We start from the raw sequence: 12029 nt of genomic DNA, 5'->3' as shown, positions 1-12029 counted from the left end.
GTTCACTCCGTGGCAAGGTTAAAGTTTGGCGGCGAGAAGATCTTCGAGTTTGCGCTGGTCGACGGCGAACTGGCGGATGCCGTCCGCCAGTTTTTCCACGGCCATAGGGTCCTGATTATGCTCCCAGCGGAACTCCGCTTCGGTCATGGCTTTCGGTTTTGGCAGTACGGTAGAGGTCGGCACCAGCTTGCGGATCACCGTTTCGTCGCTCTCCTGCAGCTTTTTCAGCAGGTCAGGGGAGATGGTCAGACGGTCACACCCTGCGAGCGCCAGGATCTGCTCGGTGCGGCGGAAGCTGGCCCCCATCACAATGGTCTCGTAGCGGTGTTGCTTGTAATAGTCGTAGATATTACGCACCGACTTCACGCCCGGATCCTCTTCCACCACGTACGGGTCCATCGGCTGTTTCGCCTGATACCAGTCGTAGATGCGCCCGACAAACGGCGAGATCAGGAACACGCCCGCTTCGGCACAGGCGCGCGCCTGGGCAAAGGAGAACAGCAGCGTCAGGTTGCAGTGGATCCCCTCTTTTTCCAGAACCTCTGCCGCGCGGATGCCTTCCCATGTGGACGCGAGCTTGATCAGAATGCGTGACTTATCGATCCCCTGTTCCTGGTAGAGCTCCACCAGGCGGCGCGCTTTGTTAATACTCTTTTCCTGATCGAATGAGAGGCGGGCATCCACTTCGGTCGACACGCGCCCCGGAATGCTTTTCAGAATTTCCGCACCAAAATTAACCGCCAGCTTGTCGCTGGCTTCTGCAACCTGCTGCTCCTGCGTTTTCCCGCGCTGTTTACCGTAGGCAATCGCGTCGTCAATCAGATGGCTAAAATGGGCAAGCCCCGCCGCTTTCAGAAGCAGCGAAGGGTTGGTGGTCGCGTCCTCTGGCTGATAGTGGCGAATCGACTCGATATCGCCGCTGTCTGCAACCACGGTGGTGAATTGTTTGATGCCGTCTAGCTGGTTCATAAATAATTACTCCTTGGAAATAAAAGAGTTAGATGAGTGCGTTAGTTCACACTTCTGAGAAAATCATGATGGACTTAACAAAAAAGCATAGCAGACGGGGCAGGCATTGCTTTTGAGACGGGTAACATGGCTGTTATAAATTGATAACAATTTTTAATGTGTGATGGTGAGAGTTTGGCAGCCTTCAAAGTTTATGCGCTGCTCAGCGGCGATACTATCTGACCGATACGTAAAAGGAATAACAAGATGGACGATCAGTTAAAACAGAGTGCCCTCGATTTTCACGAGTTCCCTGTCCCCGGTAAAATTCAGGTCTCCCCAACCAAGCCGCTGGCGACCCAGCGCGATCTGGCGCTGGCCTACTCGCCGGGCGTGGCTGCGCCATGTCTGGAGATCGAAAAAGATCCGCTGGCGGCCTACAAATACACCGCGCGCGGCAACCTTGTCGCCGTTATCTCTAACGGTACGGCGGTGCTGGGCCTGGGCAACATTGGTGCCCTGGCCGGTAAACCGGTGATGGAAGGGAAGGGCGTTCTGTTTAAGAAATTTGCCGGTATCGACGTGTTCGATATCGAAGTGGACGAACTCGATCCCGATAAGTTCATCAACGTGGTGGCCGCGCTGGAGCCGACCTTCGGCGGGATCAACCTGGAAGACATCAAAGCGCCGGAATGTTTCTATATCGAGCAGAAGTTGCGCGAGCGTATGAACATTCCCGTGTTCCATGACGACCAGCACGGCACGGCGATTATCAGCACCGCTGCCATTCTCAACGGCCTGCGCGTGGTGGAGAAAAATCTCTCCGACGTGCGCATGGTGGTCTCCGGCGCGGGCGCGGCGGCCATCGCCTGTATGAACCTGCTGGTGGCGCTGGGGATGCAGAAACACAACATCGTGGTCTGCGACTCTAAGGGTGTTATCTACAAAGACCGCGAGCCGAACATGGCGGAAACCAAAGCGGCGTATGCCGTGGAAGATGACGGCAAGCGCACGCTTGAGGACGTGATTGACGGCGCGGATATCTTCCTCGGCTGTTCAGGCCCGAAAGTGCTGACCCAGGAAATGGTGCAGAAAATGGCGCGCGCGCCGATGATCCTGGCGCTGGCGAATCCTGAACCGGAAATCCTGCCGCCGCTGGCGAAGGCGGTGCGCGAAGACGCCATTATCTGTACCGGCCGTTCGGACTACCCGAACCAGGTGAACAACGTGCTCTGCTTCCCGTTCATCTTCCGCGGGGCGCTGGACGTTGGCGCGACGGCGATCAACGAAGAGATGAAGCTGGCCGCCGTTCACGCCATCGCTGAGCTGGCGCACGCTGAGCAGAGCGAAGTGGTCGCCTCCGCCTACGGGGATCAGGATCTGAGCTTTGGCCCGGACTACATCATTCCAAAACCGTTCGATCCGCGCCTGATTGTCAAAATTGCGCCAGCCGTTGCCAAAGCGGCGATGGACTCCGGCGTGGCGACGCGTCCGATTCAGGATTTCGACGCGTACGTCGATAAACTCACCGAGTTCGTCTACAAAACTAACCTGTTTATGAAGCCGATCTTCTCTCAGGCTCGCGCAGACGCGAAGCGTGTGGTGCTGGCGGAAGGGGAAGAGGCGCGCGTGCTGCACGCCACGCAGGAGCTGATCACCTTAGGGCTGGCGAAGCCGATCCTGATTGGTCGTCCGAGCGTGATCGAGATGCGCATTCAGAAGCTGGGCCTGCAGATTAAACCGGGCGTGGACTTTGAGATCGTTAACAACGAATCCGATCCGCGCTTCAAGGAGTACTGGAACGAATATTACGCGATCATGAAGCGTCGCGGGATCACCCAGGAGCAGGCGCAGCGGGCGGTGATCAGCAATACTACGGTCATCGGCGCGATCATGGTCCATCGCGGCGAGGCGGATGCGCTGATCTGCGGCACCATCGGCGATTACCACGAGCACTTCAGCGTGGTGCAGGAGATCTTCGGCTATCGCGACGGCGTGCACACCGCCGGGGCGATGAACGCGCTGCTGCTGCCGAGCGGCAACACCTTTATTGCCGATACCTACGTGAACGACGATCCAACCCCGGACGAGCTGGCGGAGATCACCGTGATGGCCGCCGAGACCGTGCGTCGCTTTGGTATTGAGCCGAAGGTGGCGCTGCTGTCGCACTCAAACTTTGGTTCGTCTAAATCCGCGGCGGCGTGCAAAATGCGCCAGACTCTGGAACTGGTGCGCGAGCGTGCGCCGGAGCTGATGATTGACGGGGAAATGCACGGTGATGCCGCGCTGGTGGAGAGCATCCGCAACGAACGTATGCCGGACAGCCCGCTGAAGGGATCGGCGAACATCCTGATTATGCCGAACGTGGAAGCGGCGCGTATCAGCTACAACCTGCTGCGCGTCTCCAGCTCTGAAGGGGTGACCGTAGGACCGGTGCTGATGGGCGTGGCAAAACCGGTGCACGTGTTAACGCCGATTGCCTCCGTGCGCCGTATCGTGAATATGGTGGCGCTGGCGGTGGTTGAGGCGCAGACGCAGCCGCTGTAAGGGCGCGTGTGCTTACCCGACCTGGGGATTGAGTAGGCCGGATAAGCGCAGCACCATCCGGCAGTTAAATCCAGTCGCGTACTTTAAGGAACTCACTCAAGGCAGCCTCCGGGCTGCCTTCTTTTGGCTCGTAGCTGTACTCCCAGCGCACCAGCGGCGGCATCGACATCAGAATCGACTCCGTGCGTCCGCCGGTCTGCAGGCCGAACAGCGTCCCGCGATCCCACACCAGGTTGAACTCCACGTACCGCCCGCGACGATAAAGCTGGAACTCACGCTCGCGCACGCCGTAGTCGGTGTTTTTACGGCGTTCGACAATCGGCAGGTACGCGTCGGTGAACCCTTCGCCCACCGCGCGCATAAAGCTAAATGCCGTATCAAAATCCGGCGTGTTGAGATCGTCAAAGAACAGCCCGCCGATGCCGCGCTGCTCGTCGCGGTGCTTCAGGTAAAAGTAGTCGTCGCACCACTTTTTATATTTCGGGTAAACGTCTTCGCCAAACGGCAGGCAAAGGTCCCGCGCGGTGGTGTGCCAGTGCACGGCATCCTCTTCGAAGCCGTAGTAGGGCGTCATGTCGAAACCGCCGCCAAACCACCAGACCGGATCGGCTCCTGGCTTCTCCGCGATGAAAAAGCGGACGTTGGCGTGGCTGGTCGGAACAAACGGGTTATGCGGGTGGATCACCAGCGAGACGCCCATCGCTTCGAAGCTGCGGCCCGCCAGTTCAGGGCGGTGCGCGGTAGCGGACGCGGGCATGGCGTCGCCGTGAACGTGGGAAAAATTCACGCCCGCCTGTTCGAAGATGCCGCCGTTACGCAGCACGCGGCTGCGCCCGCCGCCGCCCGCTTCGCGCTGCCAGCTATCTTCCTTGAATTCACCGCCGTCTGCGGCGGCCAGTTTCCGGCATATCTCATCCTGCAGCTGCAGCAGGAACGTTTTGACCAGCTGTGCATTAGGTTTCATCAGCGTTTCCTGGAGTGCGCTTTCTGGTTATCGAACCAGTTGAAGTAACTGATAATGCCGGAGGCGATGGCGTTGGCGATCTTCTGGCGAAACGCCGTGGTGCCGAGCAGGCGCTCTTCTTCCGGATTGGTAATAAAGGACGTTTCCACCAGCACGGACGGGATGGACGGTGACTTCAGCACCACAAACGCCGCCTGTTCCGTGCTTTTACTGTGCAGACGGTGCACCGGCTTAATCCGCTTGAGGATATGCGAGCCGAGCGTCAGGCTGTTTTTGATGGTGTCCGTTTGCACGAGATCGAACAGCACCTGCTGCAACAGATGATCTTTATCCGTGGCTTTCTTACCGGCCACTTCATCCGCCCGGTTTTCGCGATCGGAAAGGTATTTCGCCATAGCGCTACTGGCGCCGCGGTTGGAGAGGGCAAACACCGACGCGCCCGCGGCGGAAGGGTTTGTGAAGCCATCCGCGTGGATCGACATAAACAGGTCGGCGCCGTGCTTGTGGGCGATCTCGACGCGGTCATACAGCGGAATGAACGTGTCGCCTGTGCGCGTCAGGCGGGCGTCAATGCCATTGCTGCGTAAAATCGATCGCACATTTTTTGCAATTGCCAGCACGACGTGTTTTTCTTTCGAACCGTTTCGGCCAATGGCGCCGGTATCAATACCGCCGTGGCCCGGATCGAGCATCACCAGACGCTTTGCGCCCGGCTTTTTGGTTTTCGGTTTGCTGTGTCCGTTACTGGTTTTGAGCGTGCTCTCGTCTTTTGCCTGAGCCTGCTTAGCGATGCCCGTTAACGTTAAGGCCGCCAGCCCCGCTTTGAGAACCTGACGACGCGATGTGAGTGTTTTTAATGGTTTGAATGTGCTCATGCGGCCTGAATACTGAAAAATGGGGTCCTGGTGTTATATCGTATCGTGTTTCCCGTTACGACAGTCCTTATTGAGAATTGTTTTACTTTTCATTTCAATACGTGACAAAGTGACATTATGCCAAATTTTGGCGAGATTTTCCCCGGTTATTGGCTAAACGCCCCGTTCACGCCATAATCACTGTTTTTAAACCCGAAAAGGCGGTTAATACCATGGAGATACGCGTTTTTCGCCAGGAAGATTTCGAAGAGGTGATCACCCTTTGGGAGCGCTGCGATCTGCTGCGTCCGTGGAACGATCCTGAAATGGATATCGAACGTAAGGTGAATCACGACGTTAGCCTGTTTCTGGTCGCGGAAGTGAACGGCGAGGTGGTTGGGACGGTAATGGGCGGGTATGACGGCCACCGCGGCTCGGCCTATTATCTGGGCGTGCACCCGGAATACCGGGCGCGTGGCATCGCCAACGCGCTGCTCAATCGTCTGGAAAAGAAACTCATCGCCCGCGGCTGCCCGAAAATCCAGATCATGGTGCGGGAAGATAACGACGTGGTGCTGGGCATGTATGAGCGTCTGGGCTACGAGCACGCCGACGTGCTGACGCTGGGTAAGCGCCTGATCGAAGATGAAGAGTACTGAGATCCACCCGGCTGACTATGACGCGCAGGGCCGCGTCAGGCTGCCGTTTTTGTTCTGGTGCGTTTTGCTCCTCCAGGCCCGTACCTGGGTACTGTTTGTGATGGCCGGTGCGTCGCGCGGGCAGGGCGATACGCTGCTGAATCTCTTTTATCCCGACCACGATGCCTTCTGGCTCGGCTTACTGCCGGGCGTACCGGCGGTAGTGGCTTTTTTGTGCAGCGGTCGACGGCATGTAATCCCGCGTCTGTGGCGTGCGCTTCGCTGGCTGCTGATCCTCGCCCAGATCGCGCTGCTGTTCTGGCAACCCGTGCTCTGGTGGCTGGGTGAACCGCTTTCCGGTATTGGCATCGCGCTGGTGGTGGCGGATATTGTGGCGCTGATGTGGCTGCTGACGAATCCCCGCTTACGCGCCTGTTTTACGCAAGAGTCAGATTAGCGCGGCACTTTTTGCCGATGCCGCACTCCAACAAGCGTTGATTTAATTAGAAAGGACGTTTCAATGAAATCGCTGCGTTTACTTTTATGCGCTCTCCCGCTGGCGTTAACCGGCTGTTCGACGCTCTCCTCCATTAACTGGTCCGCCGCGTATCCGTGGAACTGGTTTGGCTCTTCCACCGAAGTGACCGAGCAGGGCGTAGGAAAAATTACCGCGTCAACGGCGCTCGATCAGGACGCTATTCAGGATGCCCTGAGCAGTGACTATCGCCTGCGTAGCGGGATGAAAACCGAGAATGGCAACATTGTGCGTTACTTTGAAGCGCTAAAGGGCGACAAGCTGGCGCTGGTGATTAACGGTGATAAAGGGACGGTGAACCGCATTGCCGTGATGGACGAAGATATTCCGACCGCCAGCGGCGTAAAGGTGGGCACTCCGTTTAGCGATCTTTATAAACAGGCCTTTGGCAACTGCAGCAGCGCCCCTTCAGACGATGGCGTGGCGGTGGAATGTAAGGCGGAAGGCAGCCAGCACATCAGCTATGTCTTCACCGGAACCTGGAGCGGTCCGGAAGGATTGATGCCCTCTGACGACACGCTGAAGAGCTGGAAAGTGAGCAAAATACTCTGGAAGCAGTAATTTGCGCCTGAACAAACCGCCTCGCTGAAATCCGGGTATAATAGCCGCCATCAATGCCACGCTGACGTGGCATCTTTATTTCAGGAGGAGCGATGTCTCAGGTTCAGAGTGGCATTTTGCCAGAACATTGCCGCGCGGCGATTTGGATTGAAGCCAATGTTAAAGGGGACGTGGATGCCCTGCGCGCGGCCAGCAAAGTTTTCGTTGATAAACTGGCCACCTTCCAGGCCAAATTCCCGGACGCCCATCTGGGGGCCGTTGTCGCTTTCGGCAATAACGTCTGGCGTCAGCTGAGCGACGGCGAAGGCGCGGAAGAGCTGAAGGACTTTATCCCTTACGGCAAAGGCCTGGCGCCAGCCACCCAATACGACGTGCTGATCCACATCCTCTCTCTGCGCCACGACGTGAACTTCTCCGTTGCTCAGGCGGCGGTTGAAGCGTTTGGCGACAGCATCGACGTGCAGGAAGAGGTTCACGGCTTCCGCTGGGTGGAAGAGCGCGATCTGAGCGGCTTCGTTGACGGCACCGAAAACCCGGCGGGTGAAGAGGTTCGTCGCGACGTGGCGGTCATCAAAGACGGCGTGGACGCGGGCGGCAGCTACGTGTTCGTCCAGCGCTGGGAGCACAACCTCAAGCAGCTTAACCGCATGAGCGTGCACGACCAGGAGATGATGATTGGCCGCACCAAAGAAGCCAACGAAGAGATCGACGGCGATGCGCGCCCGGCGACCTCGCACCTGTCCCGCGTTGACCTTAAGGAAGACGGCAAGGGGCTCAAAATTGTTCGTCAGAGCCTGCCGTACGGCACGGCAAGCGGCACACACGGCCTCTACTTCTGCGCCTACTGCGCGCGGCTGCACAATATTGAGCAGCAGCTGCTGAGCATGTTCGGTGACACTGACGGCAAGCGCGACGCCATGCTGCGCTTCACCCGCCCGGTAACCGGCGGCTACTATTTTGCGCCGTCCGTTGAGCGCCTGCTGACGCTGTAAAACGCTCCCCATACGTAGGCCGGGTAAGCGTTAGCGCCACCCGGCAATTTTCCCCGCACCCTTATTCCCTTTTCTGCTTGTAAATCACCAAACGGTATATAAAACCGTTACTCCTTTCATCCCCGTTATAAATATTATGACTATAAGATAGTCATCACATTTATAAGGGTGCGCAATGGCCGTTACTGTACTGAAAAAAGGAACTCTGGCGCTGGCAGGTTTACTGCTGGTGGCCCAGGCGCAGGCGACCGAGCTGCTGAACAGCTCGTATGATGTCTCCCGCGAGCTGTTTGCCGCCCTTAACCCACCGTTCGAGCAGCAGTGGGCGAAAGAAAACAATGGCGATAAGCTGACCATCAAGCAGTCCCACGCCGGTTCATCCAAGCAGGCGCTGGCGATTTTGCAGGGGCTGAAAGCAGATGTCGTGACCTACAACCAGGTGACTGACGTGCAGATCCTGCACGACAAGGGCAAACTGCTCCCGGCTGACTGGCAGAGCCGCTTGCCAAACAATAGCTCGCCGTTCTACTCCACCATGGGCTTCCTGGTGCGTAAGGGCAACCCGAAGAACATCCACGACTGGAGCGACCTGGTGCGTTCCGACGTGAAGCTGATTTTCCCGAACCCAAAAACTTCAGGTAACGCGCGCTACACCTATTTAGCCGCGTGGGGCGCGGCAGACAAGGCTGACGGTAAGGATAAAGCGAAGACCGAGCAGTTCATGACCCAGTTCCTGAAAAACGTCGAAGTGTTTGATACCGGCGGCCGCGGCGCGACCACGACTTTCGCCGAGCGTGGTCTGGGCGACGTGCTGATCAGCTTCGAATCCGAAGTGAACAACATTCGCAAGCAGTACGAAGCGCAGGGCTTCGAGGTGGTTATTCCGAAAACCAACATCCTGGCTGAGTTCCCGGTGGCGTGGGTGGATAAAAACGTGCAGGCGAACGGCACCGAGAAAGCGGCAAAAGCCTATCTCAACTACCTGTACAGCCCGCAGGCGCAGGCCATCATCACCGATTACTACTACCGCGTGAACAACCCCGACGTAATGAACAAACTGAAGGACAAATTCCCGCAGACCGCGCTGTTCCGCGTGGAAGATCATTTCGGCTCCTGGCCTGAGGTGATGAAAACGCACTTTGCCAGCGGCGGTGAGTTAGACAAACTGCTGGCGGCGGGGCGTAAGTAATGTTTGCAGTCTCGACTAAACGCGTGCTGCCGGGCTTTACCTTAAGCCTCGGGACCAGCCTGCTGTTCGTCTGCCTGATCCTGCTGTTGCCGCTCAGCGCGCTGGTGATGCAGCTTGCTCAGATGAGCTGGGCGCAGTACTGGGACGTGGTCACCAACCCGCAGGTGGTGGCGGCCTATAAGGTGACGCTGCTGTCGGCGTTTGTTGCCTCCATTTTTAACGGCGTGTTTGGCCTGCTGATGGCGTGGATCTTAACCCGCTATCGCTTCCCGGGCCGTACGCTGCTTGATGCCCTGATGGATCTGCCGTTTGCGCTGCCGACGGCGGTTGCGGGCTTAACCCTCGCGTCGCTCTTCTCCGTGAACGGGCTGTACGGCGAGTGGCTGGCGAAATTTGACATCAAGGTGACCTATACCTGGCTCGGGATCGCGGTGGCGATGGCCTTTACCAGCATCCCGTTTGTGGTGCGTACCGTGCAGCCGGTACTGGAAGAGCTGGGTCCGGAATACGAAGAAGCGGCGGAAACGCTGGGCGCCACGCGCTGGCAGAGCTTCCGTAAAGTGATTCTGCCGGAGCTCTCTCCGGCGCTGATGGCAGGCGTCGCGCTGTCGTTTACCCGCAGTCTGGGTGAGTTCGGCGCGGTGATTTTTATCGCCGGGAACATCGCCTGGAAAACGGAAGTCACCTCGCTGATGATTTTCATCCGCCTGCAGGAGTTTGATTATCCGGCGGCGAGCGCGATTGCCTCGGTGATCCTCGCGGCCTCGCTGCTGCTGCTGTATTCGATAAACACTCTGCAAAGTCGCTTTGGTCGACGTGTGGTAGGTCACTGATGGCGGAAGTTACGCAATTGAAGCGATACGATGCGCCCCGCATCAACTGGGGTAAATGGTTTCTGATTGGTGTGGGCGTGCTGGTTTCCGCCCTCATTCTCGTCGTGCCGACGGTTTATATCTTCGTCCAGGCGTTCAGCAAGGGGCTGATACCCGCGCTGGAGAACCTGGCGAACCCGGACATGCTGCACGCCATCTGGCTGACGGTGCTGATTGCGCTGATCACCGTGCCGGTGAACCTGGTCTTCGGTACGCTGCTGGCCTGGCTGGTGACGCGCTTTAACTTCCCGGGACGTCAGCTGCTGCTGACTCTGCTGGATATTCCGTTTGCCGTGTCGCCTGTTGTTGCCGGTCTGGTTTACCTGCTCTTTTACGGCTCCAACGGCCCGCTGGGCGGCTGGCTGGATGAACATAACCTGCAGATCATGTTCGCCTGGCCGGGCATGGTGCTGGTGACCATCTTCGTGACCTGCCCATTTGTGGTACGTGAGCTGGTGCCGGTGATGTTAAGCCAGGGCAGCAATGAAGACGAAGCGGCCGTTCTGCTTGGCGCATCCGGCTGGCAGATGTTCCGCCGCGTGACGTTGCCGAATATCCGCTGGGCGCTGCTTTACGGCGTGGTGCTGACCAACGCCCGCGCCATCGGTGAGTTTGGTGCGGTGTCGGTGGTATCCGGCTCGATTCGCGGTGAAACGCTGTCACTGCCGCTGCAGATTGAATTACTGGAACAGGACTACAACACCGTCGGTTCCTTTACTGCCGCAGCGTTGCTGACGCTGATGGCGATTTTGACCCTGTTTTTGAAGAGTGTGGTGCAGTGGCGTTTAGAGAATCAGGAAAAACGTCAGCATCAGGAGGGAAATCATGAGCATTGAGATTGCCAATATTAAGAAGTCTTTTGGTCGCACCCAGGTGCTGAATGATATCTCACTGGATATCCCTTCCGGACAAATGGTGGCGCTGCTGGGGCCGTCTGGCTCGGGTAAAACGACGCTGCTGCGGATCATCGCCGGGCTTGAGCATCAGACCAGCGGGCACATCCGCTTCCACGGCACCGACGTGAGCCGCCTGCACGCCCGCGATCGTAAAGTCGGCTTTGTCTTCCAGCATTATGCGCTGTTCCGCCACATGACCGTCTTCGACAATATCGCCTTTGGCCTGACGGTGCTGCCGCGTCGTGAACGCCCGGATGCAGCAACTATTAAGGCGAAAGTAACCAAACTGCTGGAGATGGTGCAGCTGGCGCATCTGGCGGACCGTTTCCCGGCGCAGCTTTCCGGCGGGCAGAAGCAGCGCGTGGCGCTGGCACGTGCGCTGGCCGTTGAGCCGCAAATACTACTGCTGGATGAACCCTTCGGCGCGCTGGATGCGCAGGTGCGCAAAGAGCTGCGTCGCTGGCTGCGCCAACTGCATGAAGAGCTGAAATTCACCAGCGTCTTCGTGACCCACGATCAGGAAGAGGCGATGGAAGTCGCGGACCGCGTGGTGGTCATGAGCCAGGGCAACATCGAGCAGGTTGACGAGCCGGAACAGCTCTGGCGCGAGCCGGCGACCCGCTTCGTGCTGGAGTTTATGGGCGAGGTGAACCGACTGCAGGGCACCATTCGCGGCGGTCAGTTCCACGTGGGCGCGCACCGCTGGCCGCTGGGCTACACCTCCGCACATCAGGGGCCGGTCGATCTGTTCCTGCGCCCGTGGGAAGTGGACGTCAGCCGCCGCACCAGCCTGGATTCCCCACTGCCGGTGCAGGTGCTGGAAGCTAGCCCTAAAGGACACTACACCCAATTGGTGGTACAGCCGCTGGGCTGGTATACCGAGCCGCTGACCGTGGTCATGCGCGACGACGTCCCGCCGCACCGGGGAGAGCGCCTGTTTGTCGGGCTGCAGCATGCGCGCATCTATCACGGTAAGGAGCGGATTGAGACGCGCGAGGATATTGCTCTGGCGGAGTCAGCCTGATAGGTTACT

General features: G+C 58.2%; 12 protein-coding genes. 9 read left to right on the top strand and 3 right to left on the bottom strand.

Features of this window, described 5'->3' with window-relative positions:
- Positions 1–18: 18 nt before the first annotated feature.
- On the bottom strand, positions 19–969 hold the full coding sequence (tal, locus tag ACMGGH_RS22105) for a transaldolase (protein ID WP_028014009.1): 951 nt from the start codon (positions 967–969) through the stop codon (positions 19–21).
- 246 nt (positions 970–1215) lie between these two features.
- On the opposite strand from tal, the gene maeB reads away from it, so the two are divergent.
- Positions 1216–3495, top strand: coding sequence for an NADP-dependent oxaloacetate-decarboxylating malate dehydrogenase (gene maeB, locus ACMGGH_RS22100; RefSeq protein WP_028014008.1), 2280 nt, complete (start codon positions 1216–1218; stop codon positions 3493–3495).
- Between the two features lie 64 nt (positions 3496–3559).
- Here the strand turns inward: maeB and hemF are convergent, their stop codons facing one another.
- Both hemF and amiA read right to left on the bottom strand, forming a co-directional pair.
- A complete protein-coding gene (hemF, locus tag ACMGGH_RS22095; RefSeq protein WP_232948910.1) occupies positions 3560–4459 on the bottom strand; it encodes an oxygen-dependent coproporphyrinogen oxidase in 900 nt (299 codons plus the stop codon).
- On the bottom strand, positions 4459–5334 hold the full coding sequence (amiA, locus tag ACMGGH_RS22090; protein ID WP_232948909.1) for an N-acetylmuramoyl-L-alanine amidase AmiA: 876 nt from the start codon (positions 5332–5334) through the stop codon (positions 4459–4461). Before amiA ends, hemF begins: the two co-directional genes overlap by 1 nt.
- A 212-nt stretch (positions 5335–5546) precedes the next feature.
- Between amiA and ACMGGH_RS22085 the strand changes: the two genes are divergently transcribed.
- The 8 genes from ACMGGH_RS22085 (at position 5547) to cysA (ending at position 12020) form a co-directional block, all read left to right on the top strand.
- The gene (locus tag ACMGGH_RS22085; protein WP_003861292.1) at positions 5547–5972 is read left to right on the top strand and encodes a GNAT family acetyltransferase; all 426 of its coding nucleotides are present in this window, start codon (positions 5547–5549) and stop codon (positions 5970–5972) included.
- Positions 5959–6408: a DUF2919 domain-containing protein gene (locus tag ACMGGH_RS22080; protein WP_041908792.1), complete on the top strand. Its 450-nt coding sequence runs from the start codon at positions 5959–5961 to the stop codon at positions 6406–6408. Before ACMGGH_RS22085 ends, ACMGGH_RS22080 begins: the two co-directional genes overlap by 14 nt.
- Before the next feature lie 63 nt (positions 6409–6471).
- Positions 6472–7047, top strand: coding sequence for an RpoE-regulated lipoprotein (locus ACMGGH_RS22075; protein WP_028014004.1), 576 nt, complete (start codon positions 6472–6474; stop codon positions 7045–7047).
- Between the two features lie 92 nt (positions 7048–7139).
- On the top strand, positions 7140–8039 hold the full coding sequence (locus ACMGGH_RS22070; protein WP_420299203.1) for a Dyp-type peroxidase: 900 nt from the start codon (positions 7140–7142) through the stop codon (positions 8037–8039).
- Between the two features lie 175 nt (positions 8040–8214).
- A complete protein-coding gene (locus tag ACMGGH_RS22065) occupies positions 8215–9228 on the top strand; it encodes a sulfate ABC transporter substrate-binding protein (RefSeq protein WP_047368059.1) in 1014 nt (337 codons plus the stop codon).
- Positions 9228–10061 (top strand): sulfate/thiosulfate ABC transporter permease CysT, encoded by an 834-nt coding sequence (cysT, locus tag ACMGGH_RS22060; RefSeq protein WP_088205026.1) that lies wholly within the window; start codon positions 9228–9230, stop codon positions 10059–10061. Before ACMGGH_RS22065 ends, cysT begins: the two co-directional genes overlap by 1 nt.
- On the top strand, positions 10061–10936 hold the full coding sequence (cysW, locus tag ACMGGH_RS22055) for a sulfate/thiosulfate ABC transporter permease CysW (protein WP_232948908.1): 876 nt from the start codon (positions 10061–10063) through the stop codon (positions 10934–10936). The genes cysT and cysW overlap by 1 nt, the downstream gene beginning before the upstream one ends.
- Entirely contained in the window at positions 10926–12020 is a 1095-nt protein-coding gene (gene cysA / locus ACMGGH_RS22050) for a sulfate/thiosulfate ABC transporter ATP-binding protein CysA (protein WP_008501607.1), read from the top strand. Before cysW ends, cysA begins: the two co-directional genes overlap by 11 nt.
- Positions 12021–12029: the final 9 nt, after the last annotated feature.

It is taken from the genome of Enterobacter sp. BNK-16 (assembly GCF_048684955.1).
GTDB lineage: Bacteria > Pseudomonadota > Gammaproteobacteria > Enterobacterales > Enterobacteriaceae > Enterobacter > Enterobacter bugandensis.
This window is presented reverse-complemented; position numbering and strand designations above follow the sequence as displayed.